This window comes from Neorhodopirellula pilleata (assembly GCF_007859915.1).
GTDB classification, from domain to species: domain Bacteria; phylum Planctomycetota; class Planctomycetia; order Pirellulales; family Pirellulaceae; genus Rhodopirellula; species Rhodopirellula pilleata.
Window position 1 is genome coordinate 1,081,665 of record NZ_SJPM01000001.1, and the last position, 25,311, is coordinate 1,106,975.

Annotated in this window: 1 protein-coding gene; it reads left to right on the forward strand. The window is 55.6% G+C overall.

The genetic code is table 11. The features are described 5' to 3' along the window. Positions 1 to 107 precede the first annotated feature (107 nt). A complete protein-coding gene (locus tag Pla100_RS03480; protein ID WP_146576235.1) occupies positions 108 to 25,310 on the forward strand; it encodes a tandem-95 repeat protein in 25,203 nt (8,400 codons plus the stop codon). Position 25,311 lies beyond the last annotated feature (1 nt).

The following is a 25,311-nucleotide window of genomic DNA, read 5'->3' on the forward strand; positions in this document are numbered from 1 at the left end:
GACTAAACTGCACTGCTTCACTCACCGGGCGGTTTAAAGGGAACTTTTACCGCCGCCGACCCGTCTGCTATTCCCCCGATTCAATCCTTTCAAGGCCTCGGTCACCCATGACCCACCGACGAAACGCCGATTCTAAACCAGCACGCCGCGACGCCAAACGTCAACCTCGCCGTTCTCTCAAGAGCTTTTCACCGCGGCATTTGCAGCACCAAACGCTCGAAAAGCGGGAATTGTTAGCCGCTGAGATCATCAGCGGGCCGCGACTGGTCAGTGTCGAGGCCGGATCGGTGTCCCAGATCCGCCTCGATGGAACCAGCGGGCAGAATCGACTCGACTCCTCGCCTCGAGAGCTGACATTCCGTTTTGACGGAAACACGGCCCTCGATGGTGGCACGTTGCAGGGCATCCGGATCATCGGCTCGGGGGGGGACGGCACGTTCACCGAAGGAAACGAAGTTCTGATACAGCCTGGTTTTCTAGGCTTCGCCGACGACGAAATCGGCGACCGCGTTGTTGTGGCGAGGTTCGCCGAAGCATTGCCTGATGACCGTTATCGAATCCAAATCGCCGGATACGACGACGTCAACAACAATGACGTTTTCGCCAACGGAAGCGTTGTCAACACGAACATCACTGCACTTCGCGACATCGACGGTCGGGCGATTTTGCCGGCCGATCAGGTCAACTCGCCTACACCCTCACTGAACATCGACTTTGAAGTCGAGGTCGGTCCGAAGGTGGTCGCGGTCGTTCCCCAACCGATCTCAGGAACGGCGGGCAACCGCGTGCAAGCCCGTGATGAGATTCACGTGTACTTCAACGACGATCCGTTGTCGAATCCGGTGGCGGGCAAGATTACCAATTCGTTCACCCCCGGCCCGGGCGAAAGTCCGTCGAGCCTGCCGGTCGTGGACCCTAAATTCTATTCACTGTTTTTCACCAACGACACGGTTGAAAACACGGACGACGGCATTCGTTTCACGCCGCAAACGATCATTTATGATCCCAACGCCAATTTCGCGATCTTGCGATTTCAGGATGATTTGTCGGCGTTGACCGGACGCGCCGACGGCGTAGGGACATTCCGTTTACGAATCGGCAGCGGTGACGATTTGCCAGGTTCGCCCGAAATCGTCAACCTCGTCAACGAGGGCGTCCCGGCACTGAACCCGGACGGCTCCCCCATGCTCGACGGTGCCGGGAATCCGGTGTTGCTCAACAACGATTCGTTCGATGGCTTGAATCAGAACGTCGTTCCGTCGGCCTTTATCGGTGACCCGGACGGACGCGGCAATGCGGAAGTGGTGTTCAATCCCGCAGGCGGATTGCAGAGTTTCGTTCTTCAAGGCGGCTCGATTCAAAACTCGGGGAAATATATTCCACCTTGGCCGGGTGCCTACGATGCGCCGGGATCGCGAGAGCAACGTCGTGACGCGAGCGTCGTGGGACGCATCGATTCGACCGACGGCATCAATATCTTCCCATACAACTTTGCCGACCGTTACGGCGAAGACGCCCAAGGCAATCCGCTCGACAATGCGATCACGCCTGCGCAGAAACAACGTGCTCGCGAGATCTTTGATCTGTATGAGCTACATCTGGGCGTGCAATTCGTCGAGACCGAAGATTCCGGTTTGCAGATCGCGACCGGTGACCTTCGCGCTATTCAAACGACCGCCGATACCGGTGCCGGCGAAGGCACTCCGTACAGCTTATACCGGGTCAATGAACGCGATCCGTCGCGAGGCATTTTGGTGCTCGAAGCGGATGAAGGTTGGTATGACGGTTATGGGTTGTCACCTGACCAGCGACCGAGTTGGTTCGTCGAAGGTCTGCGTGGTATCGGCAACCTATTGGGGATTGGCGACCTGTTCGAACTTCCCGACGGGGTCGCGGCGGGCGGCAATAGTCCTGACGAACCCAACAGTGAGTTCTTCTCCAACGATGGGAACTTCAGTGACGGCGGTGCGAATGATGTACGTAATAACCTTGCCGGTTTCCCTTCGATTCCGACCGAACCTGACTTCCTGAGCCAAAGTGACATCACGATCGGCCAAGCGTTGCATCGTCCCGAGAGCAGCGACGTCGATTTTTATTCGTTCACCCTTGATGCTCCGTTGGACACGAACATCCCCGCCGACGCGATCTTGGGACGAGTGACGCTCGAGACGTTTGCGCAGCGGCTCGATAACGTCAGTATGCTTGACACCCTCGTCCAGTTGTACCGCAAGACCCCCGGTGATAATGGCACTTTTAATTTCGAACTGATCGCGCGAAACGACGACTCGTTCGGCAATGACTCGTTCTTAGAAGTCGACTTGTCAGCGGGCGATTACGTCGTCGGTGTGACGAGCACCGGCAATGATGCCTACAACGGGGAGCAAGCGGGCACGGGAATCGGTGGCCGCACCGAAGGCGACTACGAACTTCGCATCACGTTCGACAACACGACATCGCAAGCGGGCGTCGATGCATTGGTGGATCGACGTGGCACACGGCTTGACGGAGATGCCGATGGAAAAGCCGGGGGCGATTTTAACTTCTGGTTCCGAACGGCACCGGACGTGAACACGCCGCCGACGGCCAGCGACCTTCCACGCACCATCTTTGTAGTCAAGGACTCCGACGGCAACGATGCCAATAACGGATCGCTGACTTCACCCTATCGAACGATCCAACGGGCGATCGCGGAATCGCGTCCCGGCGACATTATCCGGTTGCTACCGTCGGCGGGTGCGGACAACTTGGTAACGGCGATTGACAATCCGAACACCCCGGTCGACGAAGCCGCTCAGGCCCTGTTGGACAACCGAGCCTACGAACTCGGACGTGGTCGCGCCGGCAATGTCATTTTGGACGACGGCGAAAGATTTGAAATCCCGCAAGGCGTGACCGTGATGATCGACGCCGGATCGATTCTCAAGTTGCGAGATTCCAAAATCGTCGCCGGAAGTTCGTCGGTCGATCAAGACCGCTCACTCGCGGCGATTCAGGTTCTCGGCACACCTAACCAATCGGTTATCTTCACGAGTTACAACGACGAGACGTTCGGATTTGATACCAACCCGATCAATACCACACCGGTCAGTGGCGATTGGGCGGGCATTGAATTCCGCAACGACGTCGACAACGCCGAAGGACGTGGCAATTGGGAAGATCAAGGAATCTTTTTGGATTTCGTTTCCCACGCCGATATGAGATACGGTGGTGGCCGAACCGGTATCCGGGATGAAGTCGTCTCGCCACTGAACATGGACGAAAGCCGTCCGACGTTGATCCACAACCGAATTCGTTTCAGCGCCGATGCGGCCATGAGTGCTGATCCGAACAGTTTCCGCGAAGACAACTTCCATTCGCCACGCTACCAAACGGTGGAGTACTTCACGAGCGACTACGATCGCGCCGGGCCGGAAATCTACGGCAACATCCTGACCGACAACACCGTCAACGGTTTGTTCGTTCGAGTGGAAACACCCGCTGCGGACGTACTGGAAACGTTGACCGTCTCGGGACGATTCGACGACACCGACATCGTCCACGTGATCAGCGAAGTCTTGGTAATCGAAGGTACTCCCGGCGGTCCGATTCTGCTCGAAGATCGCCCGGATCTGGGTAGCGTGACGTTGAACGCACGGACGACGACGGCATTGAATTCGAACCCAGGTTTAGCCACGGGATCTTATGAATACTTGCTGACCTTCGTGACCCGTGAAGGCAACGAATCGCTGACCAGCTTCCCGACGAGCCGTCGTGCGTTGATAGGCACGTCCAACTCGATCTTGTTGAACAACTTGCCCGAAGCTCCTGACGAGTTCATTGGACGGAAACTCTATCGCGGCGTGGTCGGTACCGGCGGGCTCATTGAATACCAACTCGTTGGTCAGCTCGATCGAAGTTCACGCACGTTCCTTGATCTGGGACAAACTCGTACCGGCAGCCCGAATATCGATGTGGCATTCGATGCCGGCGGAGTGGGTGCCGCGCGAGGTCCCGCAATCGGAAACTTGCAACGCGATCGGACTTACGATTACCGCATCACTTTCGGAAATGAATTCGGCGGTGAAACGCGAGCGAGCAACGCGACCTTATCGGTCGTTGCGGAACAAAGCGGAACGATCGAATTGACCAACTTGCCCGTCCCACCGACGGGCTATGATTCCACAAATATCTACCGGCGCAACCCCGCGTCGGGTGAATACTTCCTCATCGCCGAATTGAAGCTTGGAGAAACCGAACTTCTTGACGACGGGCGGGTCCAATCGGTTCAGGTCGACGGCTCATTGCTCGGCCGAAGACTGGGAGCCAATGCCAATGGTGGTTCGAAACTATTGCCTCGTTTCGATGCCCGGCTGACCATCGATCCTGATTTGATCGTAAAGTTTGATACCGCACGAATTGAAGCCACCTTCGGAGCCGATTTCTACGCCGAGGGCACCGACAGTCAACCGATCATCTTCACGTCTCGCGGCGATGACGAATACGGCGTCGGCGGAACGTTCGACACCAACAACGACGGCGCGAGTATCGGCGAGGCGGGGGATTGGGGCGGGATTATGTTCCGTCAAGGATCAACCGGGTCCCTTGCGTTTGTTGACTTGCGATTTGGCGGTGGTGAAGCACCGGTCGAGAACGTATTGACTCGAGTCAACGCGTTGGAAATCTTGCAAGCGAACGTTCGAGTTGTCGATTCAACTTTCGTCGAAAACGGTCGCGGTTCAGGGGTCGTTTTCGATCCGACCAACACTCGCGAAGGACGCGGCTTCAATGATGACGCCACCATCTTCATCCGTGGTGCGCAACCGATCTTGATCGGAAACACAATCGTCGATAGCGAGGGGGCCGCGATCAGCATCAACCCTGACGCGTTGCAATTCCAATCCCACACGGATATGGGGCGATCGATCGGTCTAAACGAACGTTTTGATCTGCGACCGGATAACCAGGGCCCGTTGCTCATCGACAACCAACTTTCGGGCAACGCAATCAACGGTATGCGAGTCCGCAGCGAGATCGTCACGACCGATAGTGTTTGGGACGACACAGACATCGTCCACGTCGTCGAAGGTCCTATTTTCTCATTGACGCACCACTACCACGGTGCGCTGCGACTTCGCAGCGAAGCGGATCAATCGCTCGTGGTCAAGTTTGGCCCCAATGGAACACTCGTCGGCGGCGGTCGTCCGCTGGACATCGACGATCGAATCGGCGGAACATTGCAGGTGATCGGACAACCTGGATTCCCGGTCGTCTTGACGAGTCTCAATGACAACACGATCGGATCGGGTTTCACCCCCAACGGCCTATCCAACGCGGATACGCTCGGGGCGACCAATACGGCTCCGGCGGCGGGAGATTGGATCGGATTGCAACTGCAATCGTATGCCAATGATCGCAACGTTGCCTACGTATTCGAGAGTGAACGGGGAGACGCGGGTGCGATTACAACCAACGCGGCTCCCGAGAATTCGCAAATCCTCGGCGGTCTGGCTTCGCGTGAGTCTGCCGGCGACGAAAACAAACGACTCGGGTTCAACGTCCATGGGACGCTGGCTTCCAAAAACGATGTTGATACCTACCGATTCACGGCCCGTGGGCAAACGGTCGTGTTCCTGGACATTGATGAATCCTCATTCGGACTCGATACGATTATCGAGTTGGTCAACGAAACCGGCGAGGTGATCGCCCGCAGTAACGACTCGGCGGCCGAAGCGATCGGTCGGCAATCCCTGTTTGTCAACTCAAACGTGGATCAGGGACTCACCGCCGACGCGGTTCGTCCGCTGCCGACGGCGTTGAACAGCGGTAATGTCGAATCGGCCAATCCGCTCGATGCCGGGATGCGCGTCATCCTTCCCGGATCGGCAGGTGAAGATATCACCTACTATGTTCGTGTCCGTAGCAACAATGCGCAAACCTCCGGTCAGTATGAACTGAGCGTCCGCTTGAGCGGGACCGACGAAGTTGCCGGCTCAACCATTCGCGGTGCCGATATCCGGTATGCGACTACGGCGATTCAGGTCAGCGGTGCACCACTGCATAGTCCTCTCGTCGGTGACGTCGGTGAAGACGTCATCTATATCGATCCGACTCCGGGAAATCGCAACAGTGGCGACGAGTCCACGCGTGAAACGCAAGATAACCGATTGAATGCACAGTTTAACAACGCTCAATCGATCGGAAATTTGCTGACGACGGACCGAGGTTCTTTGACCGTTACGGGTGAAATTGGCAACCTCAACAATTCGCTCAGCGTACCAGCACTTTACACCTCTTTGCTCAATGAGCGACTAGAAGATGTGGACGTTTACCGGGTCGATCTCTTTGCCCAGCAACTCGCGCCGGACACATTCGATAGCGAAAATCGCTTTGTCACGACCACATTCGATATCGATTATGCCGACGAATTGGCGCGAGTGAACACCGTTTTGTCGGTATACGACGCCCAAGGCCGATTGATTTTAGTTAGTCGCGACAGCAACGTGACCGATGATCAGGGACGCCCCGGTCAAGGCGTCGACATGAGTAACCTATCGGGAGGTTCGGCAGGCGTTCTGGACGCGTATATCGGTCCCGTCGAACTGCCCGAAGGCACTTACTTCGTCGCCGTAAGTAGCGAGGCGGCCGTTCCCGCCGTGTTGAATCAATTCTTTGAAGAAAACCCGACGAACCCGAATGTTCGATTGATGCCATTGAATTCGGTACGTCCGATCAGTCGGGATTCGTTCGAAGACCGGGATTTTGCGGACACATTCGGCCGAAACTTAGACTACACCGCCGAACGACCGTTGATTGAACCTGCTTTTGACGAACGATCAGCGGTCGCCTACACGCTCGACGACATCCGATTGTTCGTGAACTATCAAGGCGGTATCTCCGGCAACAATGCGTCAACGATCGCTAGCTTCAATCCGTTTACCGGTACGATGGAACGCCTGATCGGCCAGTTCGGGCCGGCAACGCGAGACCTCGCAATCCGAGATGATGGTGAGTTGTTCACCTATAACTTGCCACCCGGAAACAATCCAAACGATGGTAACTCAGGTAACTACCTCAACATCAGCCCGACCAATGCCAACGCGAACAATGAAGGCGATGATGGGATCGTCTTCCGTCGCAGCAACAATGCCTTTGGAAACACCGAGGCCGATCCAGACGCACAACTGCTGATCAACGCGATGACCTTTCGAAGATCCCCCGGTGGATTCGACGTAACGGTCGGCTTTGACGAGAACGGTGATCCGATTGTCGAAAATCTTCCCGATATCAATCGTAGTGTCGTCAGTGCGAATGAACGATTTTGGGTCGTGGGCAACCGAGATACGGCAGGTCGAGGCGGAGAGATTCCGCTGTCACTGCGAACCAACATTGTCTACCAGGCCGCAAGCAACAACGGTGTCATCACATCGTTGGGTAGCACGAACGACAATGCCGATCGGAACTTCCCAAACAATGTACCTTATGAAACTTTCATGGGGCCGGCGTCAGATGAACGTGAGTTTGGTATCGTCGATACTGGGCTGATCGATCAAAGCAGGGGTGCCGATGGCGGAAGTATCACTGGCATCGCACTTCGAAACAATTCTGCATTGAACGGTGACTTAGTTGGCGTGACCGACAACGGCGGGATCCACGTTTTTGATCCCACCGACATCCAAGATGCGCCCATAGGCACCACGGCTGAAGGTTACGATCGGGTCATCAACACGGTTTACTACGGCCGACTCAACGCCGATCCGAAGCACATAACGGCCGAACTTGATGAAGAGTCTGGCATTCGTTTCCCAGTGTTCTCCGGACTCAGCGCTGGACCGCAGTTCGTCGAAGACGAAGCCTACGCGGACACGTTCTTCGCCACGACTCCAGATGGCTGGATCTACGCCTTCACTCTCGAGACAGCCGTTGATGGCTCCTCAGTCGCTGAACCGGCGAATATTTTCTACAACGGTCGATCGGCAATCCAGTTGAGCTTCTTTAGCGAATTCAACACCGATGGAGTTCCTGTTCAATCCTTCGTGGGCGGAAGTGGTACGCCGACGGGACTCGCCTTCAGTAATCTTGAGGTGAACCCATGGCATGTGACAAGTGACCGTTTTGCCGATGACGGTCACGGACAGGTCACGCCGTACGACCTATCTCGACAACCGTTGTCGATCGGAGGCGGCAGTAGCCTCTACTTCGGGTTCGAACTAACCGCCAACCAAAACGACAACGCGATCGCACGTCCCGACGACGATCCCCTCGGACAAGTTGCGCCGGGCGGATCTCATGGTTCGGTCGTGTCGGCACCCTTCGATCTGCGTGAATTCAGTTCGGCCGACAAGCCTACTCTCTACTTCACCTACCATATCGAAGTCGAAGACAATGATGATTATTTGCCAGGTGTGCGAAACCAACGTGATAGTTTCCGAGTATTCGCTGCCGGGGACGACGGACAGTGGCAGCTTCTAGCAACCAATGACGACTTCCGCTCACTTGAGCTTGACGACGAATACGACAACCACTCCGAAACGGGTATCTCTGTTCAAGAAGTATTTGATGACAATCCCAACGGACAGTGGCGGCAGGTTCGAGCCGACTTATCACCGTTGGCAGGCAGCAGCGATGTGCGAATTCGTTTCGACTTCAGTACCGCCGGATCGATGCGTACCCAGTTCGGAAGTGTGGAACTTGTTGGCGTTGACGCGGATAAAATAGCCGACAATGCATTGACCACCCTCGAGTTCGAAGACGAAATCATTCCGGTGCTTCAAGTAATCGGGACGACCGATGTTTTAATTCCCGATGGCTTCAATTTGACTCCGAGTCAAGGATTCTTTAACGGTGATTCGCTGTTCATCCAGTATCGTGATCCCGTCAACAATTTCTTCCGAAGCCATCAAGTCCTGTTTGTCGAAGCACTCTCGGGGTCCTCGAGCACCTTCTTGACCGAAATCTTGATCGATCCATCGGCGACCGCTTTTGAGATCGCCAGTGAGATTGCCGCAAGCGTTCCGACCGGGCTTCAACCGGAGTTGATTGGCAGCAATGGCCGACTCAGATTCAATACCGCCACCTTCATTCAAAGTTCCAATTCGTTTGGTTTCGTTCGCCAAGAAGATCGTTCCGTCGTCCTACAGTCGGTACTGGGACGAGACCTGATTCTTCCTTCAGGTGACAACCTTCTAAGCGGACAAAGTGTTGTCATCGATTCGGTCGACGGCCAATCGACTGTTGTTCGGTTTGTCGATGCGATCAATCCGGGCTCGACCGACACGCAAATCGTTATCAATGTCGCTTGGACTGCCGATGACGTTGCCACGGCGGTCGCCGCAGCGGTACCCAATTCGCTGCGGCCCCGTTTCGATGGTGACGGCCGTTTGAGTTTCCTGAATGCGTCTAACATTCAAGTCGACTCGACCATTCTTGCCGGACAATCCAATCCGCTTCCTGTTGTCGGTCCCGCCGGACGACAGATTCTGACCCCGACGGGTGATTTGGCGACTAGCGGCGAAATCATCCGGGTCTTTTCTAACATTCCGACCCCGTTCTTCGAACAACTCGAGTTCGTTCGCGTGGGCGAAACGCATACGAACCCGGTGACGACGCCGGTGTTCTTTGAATCCGGTCAAACGAAGTTTGAAATCGCGGACGCGATTCTGGCCGTTCTTCCGGACGGTGTCGCGTTCATCAGCGCTCAAGGTGACGTCGTCTTTGACGACCCGTTCGTGTTTGTTGACGTCATTGCGGCGCCGACCTCGATTGAAACGACCACGCTTGCTCAAGCTGATGTGCGAACGATCATTGAACTCCAAGCTGGCGATGAGCTAAACGATGACCAACGTTTGACATTGACGTCATTCGACGGAACTCAAACGGTGACGTTCATTTTCGACGACGACAACATGGTGGACCCGAGTTTAATACCGGCCAATACAAACTTTATCGTTCCGTTCTCGGATACGGACACTGCACTGGATGTGATTCAACGTGCGTTCAACTTCCTCAACAACGATCCGTTATTACAAGCCGCATTTGTTCCAACGATCATCGACGACAATCTTACGGTCCTCGCTAACTTTGATTTCGGCGATGTGGTTCTGAACCAACGTCCCAACCTCTTTGGTGCGACCAACACCGACGCGATCCAAATTCAGATTCCTGCCGCAGGCGCGCTGATCAATTTGGAACAAATTACCTTTAACTTTGGACCGACGAGTTTCCCGATCACTTTCAGTGACGGCGGCGGCGGACCTGACACCGTGACTTACAACGGTCCGCTAACTCCTGGTGTGAATTCATCACCTGCTCAAATCGCCAATACACTGGCTAATGTTCTTCAAGCGTCTCTTCCGAACGGTGTTTCGGTCGGTTCGTTCAATGATCGCGTGATGGTCTATGGAAACGGATTGTCGATCGATCCGCTCAATGCCAACTCGCAAATCCTGACGGCGCAGTTTCAAGCTCTTGAAATCACCGTGCCGGACGGTGTTGATCTGAATGATCGCGATACGATCGATATCGATATCGATCCGCCGGGTAACTCAGTTGTTCGTACTACGCCAGTCGTGCTACGTGACCTATCGTCAGCCGTCCCGCCGGTGCCGGGCGCGTTCGACCTCGGGTTCTCCTCGACCGACACGGCAGCGGATGTGCGAGATGGATTGATCACCTTGCTTTCGCCATTTGCGGTTCCGCCGCGTTTGGATCCTGCTAACAATCGCCTCCTCGTCGTTGGTGCCGAGTTCAATACGGATGTTCCTCCACCGGGGATCGCTGTGGGACTGGAGCCAGTCATCAGCTTCGATCTATCAGGGGAACAACTGCGGACCGGAGAAACGATCCAGCTCAACGCCGATGGAATTGACGTTGATATCGTGTTCGTGCGAGCCGGCTCTTCGATCTTGCCAGTACCTAATACGGTGTACGTTTCGTTCGAGGAAGACACTACCTCCGAAGAGATCGGAAATCGGGTCGTCACGGCCCTGCAAACAGCCGGATTCAATGGTTTCGCCGCTGTTCCGACTCTCACCGGTTTTGGTCTCGCCCGCCGAAACTTCTCGGACCCAACCTTTGTCGCCCCGCCGGTTACTTTCGTCGACGAGAGTTCCGAGCTAAACACCTATGGCGTTCCGATTACGCTTCCACCGGCCTCGGAAATTTCCGAAGGCGAAATCGTTACGATTTATCGGAAAGATCGACCACTCCTCCAATCGGGAGTGGACTATCAATTCACGTTCGTTGGAACGGGAGCGGAGAACGAAGTTCTGCTGACTCCAAATGCGACTGCGGTCGAAGTTGCCGCGGCGTTTCGATCGGCTCTTGAGTCCTCACTACGACCAAGAACACTCGGTACTTCGGGCCGAGAGATCTTGATCGTCGGAGCCCAGTCCATCGTCACTGAAGTTGGTTCGGCGGTCATCAGTTTTCAAGCAAGCGAACAGCTCGCGTTGGATGGAACCGTTGTCCGCGCCGTACCCGTCTTGCTTGATGGCACGATGGACTCGGTCGAGGTCACTGAGCGTTTGCAAGCCGCATTGGCAGAATCAATCGGTACCTATGAAGCACGCTATCAAAAATTCTTGTCGACCGCCGGCAGCGAAGACTACAAGGCTTACGTCAACGACCGCATCCGGTTGTTTAACACGACCGTTGTGGACCCAGGTCCCTACGGTCTGAGTGAGGAACTTCCTGGCGATGAATTTGGCCTCGACACTCCAAGCTTCCTCGGTACCAGTCAAATTAGCACGGCCGGTGCATTGAACAACACCGTCGAAGGTGTCTATATCGATGATATCATTATCGGTTCCGCCGAACGCGGCGAGGCCGTTCTCTATGAGAACTACCTGAACCAACCCGGTAACGCCAATTTTGTTATCGACCCGGAATACGTCCCAGACAGTCGTCCAGATGCCGTCCAACCGGAGAACCCCGATGAAATTTTAGTCGGGCCCTATTCGCTGGAAATTCGGACCGCAGACCAATACGGCGTGCCTCAGGACTATGACCCAATCAATCTGGTGCTCGATGAGCAGCAGGGTGCCGGCCGATCATTTGATAGCAACGATCGCTTGGCCGATGGAGCGGTGACAATGATCGCCCCGTCGGGTGTTGACTTGATCGACGGCGACTTGTTTGTACTCGATGACGGCAACCGCCGTTTGACGTTCGAGTTTGACAGTCGGTACACTCCAGGCGTCGACGTCGACCTGGGACATGTCCCCGTATTGTTTGATCCTGCTCACACGGCAGCCGAGGTGGCGGCATCGATTCGGGATGCTATCAATTCCGATCAATCGCAAGACACCCTTTCGATCCTGGCGGCGACCGGTGACTCACGCGAAGGCGGCGTATCAAGTTCGGCGCGGATCGAATTGTTTAGCGGTGAACTTTCCAATCAAAACCTTGACGGAACTTTTTCGTCGGGCAAGTGGTTCACGCCGACGATCACGGTTAACCCTGGATCAGGACGCAATCTACGGCTCGACCTTGTTGCCGAGGAAACTTTCAAAGGGAATTACACAAGTCGTCGCGTTGCCATCATCGATCATGACGCCGACACCGTCGATTACGTCGTCTACTCCGATGAACTTGCTCAAGCGGCCGTGCCGGGTTACGTCTCCGGCGATACGTTGTTTGCTATCGGGAAGATCGGTGATGCCGTTGACATCGGTCTTTCTCCGGTTACGGACGCGGACGATGGAAGCATCCTGGGTACGGTCCCAGAATTTGATATTGATGTCATTCGCGTTTATCTCGAAGCCGGCCAAGGCATCGACCTGGACGTCGACACGACAGGATTATTCAGAACCGGCGTCGGATTGCAGTTGCCGTTCTTGGCCATCGTTGAATCAGGGACGGTCTTCACTTCAAGTCAACTGAACTTTGCGTTTGCTCAAAGCCAAGGCGGTGAAACGGCGATCTCCAGTTTCGTGCAACCAACTGTTGCCGTGGGCGAGACACAAGCAGGCGCGAACCTGCAGTTCACCCCGCAGCGATCTGGCTACTACGACGTCATCATCAGCAGCACGGCGGCTTATGGAGGTGACCCGGGGCCGGTCAGTCTTCAAGACAGCCAAACCGGTGATTATTTCCTCTCAATTCGGCCGACCAATGATCCGGGCGTCCCGCAACGAGATGTCATGATGGTCGACTATCACTTCGGTAAGACCGACGTGAACCGTGTCGACGAGCAAGGCCAAATCATCATTGAAGGCAACTTCATTCGTGACTCAGCCGACACAGGAATCTCATCGGTGATTGGCGAAGCCGGTCAAACGATCGAGTCGATCCCTAACGGTTTTGCATTCGACGATTCCACTCGCCCCGGCAACGCACGCTTGCTCCGCAGCCGCAATCCGTTCGGGCTCATCCCAGGGGCCGTGATCACCAACAATGTTGTGATCAACTCCGGCCAGATCGGCATCGAAATCGGTGGCGGCAATTTTGGCAACAACGAACTCGGCACTCCGAACATCTTCAGCCGGGTGGTTAACAACACGATTGTTAATAACGGCTCCGGAACCGGCATTGATGTCTCGGGTCGGGCCGCGCCGACGTTGCTCAACAATATTATCGTTGGCTTTAATAATGGTATTGACGTTGATCTCGTCAACGCTCAACTCACGCAAGCCGATGGCAATGCTTACTCACGCAACGGAAACGACAGTAATTTGCCGTTGGGACAGACTTCAAGGGTCATTCCTGATACGGTGCAACTGTTCGGCACGACAAGTTTCATTCCGCTAGCGGGTAGCGGATTCATCGACAATTCGTTCGCGTCCTTAGTCGACCGCTCCGATTTCGTTCAAACCGTCAAGCAGCCGGTCGGCATCGCTTCTTCACCGATCTTGGCCCCGGCGTTTGACATTTACGGTCAACGACGCGTCGACAGTGTCTTCGACCCGAACGATGGCGGTAGCGGCGCGAATACGTTTATCGATCGTGGTGCGATCGAGAATGCCGACTTCCGTCGACCCGATGCGGTATTGAATAATCCATTCGATGCACCGGACGCGACTGCAGCCGGTTCACCGATGGACTTGACATTCGATGGCGACGTGGATGCTCAATCCTCGTTCGTGCGATTGGTCAACCCGAACAACTTTACGGAGTTCTTTGAAGTTCAACTGATTGACGAAGCGGGCACCGGTTTGGATGCTTCGACGATCACCGAACAAACGGTCTTGTTGACCGAGAACGGACGCCAGTTGTTGCCAGGCCGTGACTTCACGTTCGGATATAGCGAGAACAGTCGCACGATCCGCTTGACTCCGTTGGCGGGAGTTTGGAACCAAGATTCGGTTTACGAAATCACGCTGAACAATCAAGTGCGCCGAGTGCTTGCACTGGGTGATGGTGGATCGATTGCTGACGGCGACCAAGTCGTCGTGACGGACGAAACCGGTCGCGAAACGGTGTTCGAGTTCGACAGCGGCTACACGCTCAGCGTACCACGCGGACAGACGCTCGTCGTTACCGACGTTGTCACTGGATTCAATGACACTGACACGTTCCGGATTACTTCGCGTGATGGCACGCAAATGGTCACGTTTGAAATCGATACCAATAATACCGTCGCTCAAGCCAACGTGGCGATTCCGTTATCGGGAACAGGAACGGTCGCCGACGTGCGTGATGCGATTCTGCGCGTGCTCAGTCCATCGCTATTCACCGATTCGGCCCCCGGTGCCATCGATTACGCTGCGTTGCTCGGTCTCGCGCCGGTCGCGATCGGCAACGATTCGATCCAATTGGGTACGTTGCCTGCATTGCTCTCTAACACGGTTCCGGCAACCACCTTGTTGCCTGGTCACACCGTCGACCTCGCGAACGTGGACTCGGGTCTGCAATTGATCGGCACGATCGATTCGGTCGATGATGGAGATCAATTCACCTACACCCGAGGCGATCAAACGATCACCTTTGAATTCGATTCCAATAATACGACGATCCCCACGACCGAAACGAACACGTTCCGAAAGATCACATTCAATCGAACCGACACGCCCGATCAAATTGCCGCTTCGATTGCCGCCGCTCTTCGCGGGGCCAGCATCGACTTGAGCGACGCTCGCACGATCGGCAATGGACTCGTTTCGATCGGTGGTGAGCCCGGTGATTTCATTGACTTGCTCTCAAGCAAGTTATCGCTCGACGGAACGCCTGGCGTAACAGATCGTTTGACGATCACCGTCCCCGATGGGGTAACCGGAGCGACAATCAATGGATCCATCGTCACGATTTCGGTGGGAAATCAAACCGAGTCATTCCGTTTCACGACCGATGCAACCCAGGTATTCGCGGAACTACCTGTGGTCATTGATGCGACTGCCGATTCGGCCACGATTGCCAATGCGTTGCGTGATGCGGTTCTGTTGACCTTGGGAAGTGAATTGATCCCCACGACGGAAGGTCCGATTCTTTCTCTCGGGGAGACTCCGGCCGGTTCGAATAGCCAGTTCACTACGGTCGACTTGTCCCTCGCACCTTTACTGACTCAAGCTGGAGTCAGCGGTGGTGCGATCGCGGTTCAATTCGTCCCAAGCGACTCGTTGCCCGCAACATCGGTCGCCGCATCATTGCAAATGGCGATGAATGAAGCCGGTTTGGGCATCGACGTTTTCGCACCCGGCGGTGGCGTATTGTTGATCGCGGGAACGTCCGACGTTCGAACGATCACCGGCGGCGGAACAAACCAAACGAGCAGCCAAATCATTCCGGCGGTGGCGGACTTGGCGGGCAATCCGGTCAATCCGACGCGATCGAATAACGAAACCCGCTTTACGATCATCATGCCAGAAGTCGGTTTCGACTTCGGCGACGCACCGCAGTCGTACGGCACTGTGTTGGTCAGCCCAACGCCGAACCTGTTGCCCACCGATGGCGGCTTCATTCAAGGCAATGGTGCCCGACATGCGGTCATCGGCGGCGGTAGCGATAGCCGACTCGGCTTCGTGATCGATACGGAGAAAGACGGCCAAGCGTTTGATCTCGGTTTGTCCGACGACGCCCGGCGTTCATTCGGTTTCTCCGCGATCGAAACGACCGCATCGTCACCGACCAATGTTAATATCTCGATCGAAGCGGTTCCTCAACAAAATGAGTCGATCACCGTCACGATCGGATCGACGCTTTATAAGTTTGTTTTCGCAGAGCCCGGAACACCGTCGTCAGGCGGTCAGTTCGCCGTGCCGTTCTTGCCCGATGACAGCTTGGCCACGATCACTGCATCTTTGCTCGCGGTGATGCAAACATCGATCACGATCCCTGGTATCTCGATCGCGGGAACGAGCGGACAATCGAACCGTATCAACGTGCGGACATTCGCCAGCAGCGGCAACCCCGCTGCCGTGATTAGTTTGAACGTCGATTCAGCGTTCTTCTCGAACGCCTTCAGCGTTGACGAATCCGATCCGACAACTCACACGCTGACATTCACATCGACACCGGCATTGGGGCAGCGAGTCTTGCTGCGTTTGGCTGATCAAACGGCAGTTTACGAGTTCGTCGACCCGAACCAAAACCCGCGCCCGGGAACGGTTCCGGTCTTAATCAGCAACAGCTTCACGACCGAAGAAGTCGCCGCAGAGTTGCTTGAAGCCATCCGCCCGACACTGCGTCAATTCGGTGGCGGTTTCGAGGTCGGTTTGGACGCGAACGACCCGTCGACGATCCGCTTAACAGCGCTCGATGACGAGGACGGTGTTTCGATCGTTCAGTTCCGCGAAAGTCCGACCGATCCGCCGATGTTCTTCTTCGGACGTTATGCCGACAACGGTAGTGAGTTCGGTGCCGCCGATGCAGGGCGTGTCTTCGGCTACCTCAATCCGCTCGATCCCGCCGGCACGAACATGCAGGTGTATGTCAGCGGAGGCGGTTTGATCGATGCCTGGATCGATTACAACGGCAATGGACGTTTTGATGAGGACGGCACCGAACAAGTTCTTCGCAACATTCCCGTAATCGATGGCATCAATACGCTGAGCATTGCTCAGCCTGAGTTTGCCGTTGCGAACAAAAACACATGGTTGCGCATCCGTTTGAGTGACGCGGGCAATACCACACCGACGGGCGTTGCGATCGGTGGAGAGGTCGAAGACTACCAAGTCTCAGTCTTCAACATTGAGCCACCACAAGCGCAACCCCAAGACTTCGTCGCAATTGAAGATACGCCGCTGCGGATTGAGGCATCGCTCAATGCCACCAGTCCGCCGCTGGAAATCAACGAGAAGACGCTGATTGATCCGTTGACTCAAACGAATCAATTGCTGCCTGTACGTTATTTCCCGCAGTTACCTCGATTGACCGTCGAACCGGCAATGACCAGTTTTCCGGGCGACGATGTTTTGACTTACAAAACGCCGCACGGGAAGTTGGAAATCAACTTGACCCTTGGTGATGACCTGACGGGTTCGTTCACCTACACCCCTGAACCGGACTTCTACGGGTTAGACGTCTTCAAGTATCGCTTGTCGACTCAACAAAACGCGAACTCCGCAATCGAAGACATCGATTCATTACCGGAAGTCACCATCAGCGTGCTTCCTAAGAATGACGCGCCCGGGGCGACGCCTCAGTCTTTCGTTGGTTTTGAAACGACTTCTGATGGTGCCGATTCCACGTTGGTGATTTCCGCTTCGGACTTAATCGCCGGCGCAATCCCGGATTTCCAACCCGATGCCACCGGCGCACCACAAGATGAACTCAATCAAACGATCCTAGTGCGTTCGATCTCGACGGCCGCCGGCACGATCGTTCCTGGGGGAGCGACCAACAGCTTGACGACGTTGCAAGGTGGTACCCTCACCGTAACCTTCAACGACATCAATAATCCACAATGGATTGTGGAGGTTCAATATCGACCGGCCGACGATTTCAACTCCGACACCGGAGTGCTCGACGCCTTGGCACTCGATGAGTTTACGTTCACATTGATTGACAACGGGATCTCGATTCTGCCGACGGATCTCGCCGACCGATTGGTCGTTTTGGACACTCCAGTGATTCCGGGCGACCCGAATTCGCGTCCCCTTCAAGATGACTTCTTGTCGCAATCACCGTATTTCGTAAGCCCGGATACCAATCCTGCCTCGAGTACGTTTGGCCAAACGATTCGCAATCAGTTCCGACGCGCCGATATCAACGGTGTCCTGGCTCAGTCAGTTGCCGCGACGGCAACCATCCGCGTCGTTCCTCGCAACGATGCTCCGGTCTTGGCGGGCGACTATGTCGGATTGGCCGACGCAACCGGTGCGCCCAATGCCGCCTATAACGCGTTCTATCCGACCAATCCACCGGTTCCGTTGGAAGACCAAACGTTTGTGTTCTCGTCGGATTACTTGTTGCTCAACGATCAAGCCGGCCCGGATACCGCGATCGACGAACTCGCACCTCGTTCGACCAACGATGGGGCTATTCGAGTATCGGGCGTGTCGATGGCGGCGGGAAGTGTGGGCCGTGGTACGATCAGTTTGGATCCGGCTACCCGCTTGATCACATTCGTTCCGGCGGCCAACGTCTACGGCGAAGTCACCTTCGTGTACGAAGTCACCGACAGTGGTATCGACGAAGACACCAACATTGACGAATCGAGCGTCAGTGATCCGGCGATCCGCGGTGATCGCAACGTGGCTCCGAAGACCTTCCAGATGACCTCGACGATCTTCGTCGAACCGGTCAATGATGCTCCGGTCGCCTACGACCGTCTGCGACGAGTCAACGAGGACACGACGTTGACGCTGGATGCCGCTACGTTGCTCAGCGCCAGCCAATCGACGCCGTCTCAGATCGTCGTCAATTCGGCGGGCGTTCAGCTCCCTGACGCGGACGATCTCATCAATGGCGAGCTGTTGATCCTCAGTGCGACCAACGGACGACGAACTGCGATCGAGTTCAACACCAGTGGTGTGCCCTCGGTAGGCACTGACGGTGTCGTGCGTTTCATCGCCGGGGAAACGGCGGCTGATCTCGCGCCTCGGCTGGAACAAGTTTTACGAACGCTCGGTTTCGGCGGAACTGCCGTCGGCGATCAAGTGCTATTCAACGATGCTTCGAATATCTCCGCGCCAACGCGTCCGAGTTTGTTGAACATCAACCCGGCGACCCAAACCATTCGTCTTCCAGCCGGGACAGACCTACGCGACGGCGAACGGATCACGTTGACCGAACCGAACGGCGATACTTTTGTATTCGAGTTCACAACGACCGGCAGTGTCGCTCAAAATGTGATCCCGGTCACTTTCAACGCATTCGACACCTCCGAACAGATTTCGCAGTCGCTCGCATTGGCAATGTCCGATGCCGGCTTTGGAGCGATCGCTGACACGACCCTGATTACCCAATCTCGCGTCCAAGTCAACAACGCCATTTCGATCTCCAAGAGCCGTGCGACGTCGACGATCCAGTTGTTCGGAAACGAGGTTCAATTGCCATCAGGCTTGTCGTTGCAAAACGGCGAACAACTGATCATCAACAATATTGCTGGTGGTCAAACCATCGTTGAGTTCGGAACCGGTACCACCCCGAGCAATCCCAACTTCGTGTTTGTCAACTACTTATTGACGGACAATGCGTTGACCCTCATGGATCGCCTGGTCACGCAGTTGAACAGCGATCCCAATGCGGTGAACGTATCGGCCACGCCGATCACGTTGACGACATGGGATGTCGAGATCAAAGACTTCGCAGGTCTCGCGATCAATAACGCGAACTCCCTCATTCAGTTTAACGGAACGTCATTGGTACTTCCGCCGAGCAACCAATTGATCGCGGGCGAAACGCTGACGTTCACCAATAATCTTGGTGAAACCACCGTTGTGGAATTCAACTTAACGGGAGTTCCATCGGTCGGAACGGACATCGTCGTTGATTACGTTCCTGCGACCTCGGCAACCCAGATAACGACGGATCTGATCTCGGCACTGACCGGAGCCGGGATCGGGGCAAGACTTGAGGGGAACGACATTGGATTCGGGAATGTCCAGACGATCGCTCGTTCGAACGCTCCCAACGGTATCACGTTGGGCGGCACGGAGATCACCGTTCCCGGTGGGGGATTGTTGCTCGACGGGCAACGGTTGACCATCTCGGACCTAACGGGCGACTCCGTCACGATCGAATTCAATACCACCGGCAACGTGCCCGATGGCGTCGATGCCGCCGTGTTCTTCACGCCGACCAGCGACGCGGCCTCGATTGCGATTACGCTTCAGGAACAACTCCGTTCGATCGGTCTGGGCGCTATCGCCGACATCGGGGCGCTAGACGTTGCGCCGGGATTCGCGCGTGTGTCGTTGCAGATTGTCAATCAAGGCTTCGTCGGAGAACTGCCCGCCGCGCCGGGCAACTTCAGCGTCCTGCTTGATGATCCGTTTAACGAAGCAATCCAAACACCTGATCTGCGAATCGTTGCCGTAGGGGTTGGCGGCACTTCTCTGGACCTGCGAACCCAGGTTGGTCTGACCAGTGCAAACCTGTTCGACGCGGTCGGTGACGGAACCGAAGAAGAGCGAGTCGAGAAGCGACGAGCGGCGGGACTCCCTGGCGAAGCGGTCTTGATCACTCCGAACGGAGGTGTCTATCGATTCACGATTGCGACTGAAACGCTACCTTCAGGTGCGACACGTCGTTATTTCGATACGATCCAGTTCACCCCTGCGGCCGATTACAACGAGCAACTGCCGTTTACGCCACGCGAGCTTTTGACGTACACGATCGCCGATAACGGGCTGACGGAAGTCACTCCTGGTCCCGATCGAAATCTACCGGTTGCGTTTTCAGATGCACTGGCGCCGGGAACACTCACGATCGCCGTTGGTGCGATTAACGATGCCCCGACGTTTGAGAACAGTCAAGTCATCAATGTTCGCGAGCGAGACGACAATCTGACCGTCACTCAAACGCAGTTCATCACGTCGATCTTCGCCGGGCGTGCCGACGCCTTGGACGAATTGCAATCGCAGCAGATCGACTTTAGCCAGTTGATCTACGTCAGTGGCGATCCGACGATTCTCAACTCGACACCGGTCATCAATTACACACCCGGTGCGATCGACGGTTCTCTGACAATTTCGCCTGCCCCGGACCAAGTCGGACAAGTTGTTTATCGCTTCAACGCTTTTGAAGTCGATGACACCAATTCCACCTCGCTGCCCGCGATGGTGACGATCAACGTGCGTCCGGTCAACGACATTCCGCGGATCAATGAGGACATCAATGGTCTGACCAATTGCGTGATCGCTACAGCGGACGCCGCCAATCTGACGTGCAACCAAGCGATCGCGGGACGCTTCACCGATGAAGGTTTCTCAGTCTCCGAAGGCATTGATACCAACGGCGACGGTTTCGAAGATCAGGCCACGATCCGGTACACCTTGCGTGAAGACAACACGCAACCGATCGACGGTGTCACTGGTGCGGTTCAAACAGGGAACTACTTCATTCCGTTGGACACAAACTTCCTGCGTACACACCAAGACTCATTACCGGCTTCGATCCGTGAAGCCATTTTCGTTGGTAGCTACAGCCGGATCGGTCTGCTTGATATCTATGATGTCGGCCCGGATAACGAGATGATCGGTGGACCCAATGTTTTCAATCCGACGGGTGGCCCTCAAGTCTTGGAACTGTTCGATTTCCCGGATCGCACCGCACTTCAAGGTACGCTCAATCGCGAGTTCGCCAACATCAACGGCGTGCCGACCTTCATCGGATTGTTGTACACACCACCGGTCGACTTCAATAACACTAGCGGAGCCGTCGACCAATTTGCGTTTGTCGTTCGTGACGACTTCCCCGGTGACGGTGAGTCCTACTCGCTGCAAACCAACTCGTTGATCCAGGACCGCAAGCAAGCCACTTCGATCGTTGAATTGAACCTCAACCCGGTCAACGATCGCCCCGAATTCTCGACCAACGACTTGGAGTTTGAAGTCGTCGAAGATGGCTCGCTACAAGTGATTAACTCGTTCGCCTTCGGCATTTCTGCGGGACCGAACTTGACGGCGTTCGATGAAGTCGATTTCCGCACCGGCCAAACGGTGAACTTCACCGTGGCCAGCCTCGCGGACAACCCAGACGCGTTCGAACAATTTTTCACACTGTTCCCCACCGTCAGCCGCCAAGGGCAACTGCGGTATCAACCGGCACCGAACGTGTTCGGATCGTTTGAGTTCGTCGTCACGCTCAACGACAACGGCGAGGATGACCCTCAACCCGGCGAACCTGATTTCGGTGACAATAGCATCCGAGGCGATTTGCAGTCGTCGATTCCGGTCACGCTGACGATTCATGTTCGCCCGATCAATGATCGACCGACGGTCACATCGCCATTGAGTCAACCGAGTGGCAAGCCTCTTTCATTCGAGATCACCGAAGACGGCACCGCTGATATTTTGGTCAACGACGACGGAACCAGTCCTGGTTTGCTCGACGTGTTCAACGTAGGTCCCGCCAACGAAGCCGGGCCGACGATTCCAGGTGGCAATCAAACGGTGTCGCTAACTGCACCGATCCCGTTGACGACCGCACAAGGCGGAACGTTGACCCCGATCCGTGACCAAAACGGACAAATCATCCGATTCCAATACCGTCCTCGTCCGAACTACGTCGGCCCCGACAACTTCATCTACACGGTGACTGATAATGGTGTGACGGTTCCGTTGGGTACCAACGGAACACCGGTCAGTGAACCCCAAATCGCAACTGGCACCGTCTCCTTCATGGTGTTGCCCGTCAACGACGCACCTCAGTTCAGCGGTGGCGGCGATGTCTCCTCGCCCGAGGATTCCAATACCGGGCTCGGACGCGGTGTCGTATCGATTCCGAACTGGGCGACCAACGTCCAGGCGGGCCCTCCCGGTGCGAACGATGAAATTGGTTCGACCACGTCACCCGGCCAGGGACTCCAATTCGAGATTAATTCGGTAGGAGGCGACTCCGGTCTGTTCCTCGTACCGCCGACTGCCGTAGTCAATTCCGATGGCACCGCGACGCTGAACTATACAACGCGACCGGACTTCAACGGTTCGGCCGTGTTCACCGTGCGATTGCTCGATCAAGGACCGAACGATCCCGGCAATGGCGACCAAAACAATACGATTGCCAGGACGTTCACAATCACGATCGACCCGATAAACGATGCCCCGTCGTTCTCCACCGCCGGGATTGTGAATGTTTCGGAAGATCGCGGGCCGTTTACGACTCAGTGGATCACCAATGCATTGCCTGGTCCCGCAGTTCCCGGAGACGAAAACTTGCAGACGATTTCCTACACGGTAACTCCGGTAGGTAACTCCGATCGCAATCTGTTCACTTCTGCGGGTCAACCATCGATCAACAACTCGGGAGTACTTGCGTTCACGCCGGCAGCCAACGCCAATGGTACGGCACAGTTCCGCGTCGTCGCGACGGATTCCGGAGGCGCATCAAGCAGCCAAGTGACGTTGCAAATCAACGTGCAGGCGGTAAACGATCTCCCACAACCGGTTGGAGATCTGATCACCACCAACAACGCGGGCACCCCGTTGACCGAAGACGATGTGCTGACGCTGACTCCGGCACAGCTTCTGGCAAACGATGTCGACATCGATCTGAACGATACGATTCCTGACGAACTACAACTCTACTTTGGTCCTCTGCAGTTGAACGTGCCGGCAATTGGTGCCGACATCGTCAACGGCAGCGTCTTGGTCATCTCGAATACCAACGGCAGTCCGACCACGTTCCAGTTCTCGTCTCGAACGAATCCGTTCGCGAACATCCGTCCCGGTGCGATCGTAGTTCCATTCGGATCGACTGATTCCTCCGCCCAGTTGGCAACAGCGATCGTCAATGCGATCAACGGATCCAATGTCGGATTCGCAGCGACCATTCAAAATGAAACGCAGATTTCGTTAGGCCAAGTCGCCTACGACAGGATCAACACGACCGGCGTCGCCGGGTTCACAGGGGTTGCGTCCAGCGGAATTCAATTGGCCAACCAGGTTCAACGGTCACAGCGGGGCGCCGTGGTTTCGTTCAACCCGAACACCCGCTTGGTCACCTACGATCCCACCGAATCGCGAGAACTTCAATCGTTACGTCCCGATTCGCCGGTGATCAGCGACTCGTTCAGCTATGCGGTCACCGACCGTGCCGGAAGGGCTCAAGACCCAGTTCGCTTCAGCAACAGTGTACTCGTCACCTTGAACGTCAGAGGCGTTAACGACGCCCCGATCGTTCGACCCGATACACCAACACTCAGCGCGACCGGCCCGACCACGATCGACGTGTTGGCCAACGATGAAGACATCGATGGGATCATTCGTCGCGATACCGTCGCCATCACCAGCCTGCCTTCGTTCGGAAGCGTGAGTGTGAATGACGACGGGACAGTGGTCTATTCTCCGTTCACCAACTTCCCTGGAATGGATGAATTCCGATACCGGGTGCTCGATGATCGCGGTGCCCAAAGCGGCGAAGCCGTCGTCACGATCAGTCCCAATGTCGCTCCCATCGTTCGCGATGATTCGGCCATCGCATTCGTCGGTGAATCAATCAACATTCGCGTTCTCGACAATGACATCGACTCCGATGGATTTGATCTCTCGAGCATTCAAATCGAATCCGGTCCTTTCGCCGGCGATATCACCCCGCTTCCTGATGGAACGATCCGGTACACACCTACGATCGGATTCACCGGACGTGACACGTTCAATTATTCCGTGGCCGATTCACTCGGACGCCGCAGCGGTCTAGCAACGGTCGATATCCAAGTTGTTGCCAGTCGCCTGCAGAATCCCGATAACAAACACGACGTCAATGATGACGGCGAAGTCTCGGCACTCGATGCGTTGTTGATCATCAATCACTTGAACCGATTCGAGCAGTTGACCAACCCGACATCGGAACAAGACTTGATTGTTGATGAGTTCGATCCGAAACCGAATTATTACGACGTTTCGGGCAACCGTATGATCTCCGCTGTCGACGTCCTTCAGGTCATCAATGAACTGAATCGTCGCGATACATCAGGAAGCGTTAGCGAGCCGTTGCCACAAACGGTGTCGGCTTCGGTGACGGGCAACGCGCCTGTTACGTTACCAGCCGTCACCGCTGGCATCGGCCAATCTTCATCGAGGACCGTTGCCGAGGGCGAGCCATTCGAGTTCGCCTCGGAAATGTTCCCCGAACTGACCAAGACAACCTCAAGTTCGATCAACATCGATGAGGATGTTCTCGATCGCCTCGCACTCGCTTTGCAATCCGATGACAAAGAGTCTGACGATTCGAACGAAGCGTCGATGGACGACTACTCATCAGCGATCGACGCGGCCATGTCGAAGGTTTTGTAAT

What these genes read in the sequence shown, in the direction of transcription:
- Pla100_RS03480 (WP_146576235.1), top strand. Translation starts at nt 108, where the DNA reads ATGACCCACCGACGAAACGCCGATTCTAAACCAGCACGCCGCGACGCC.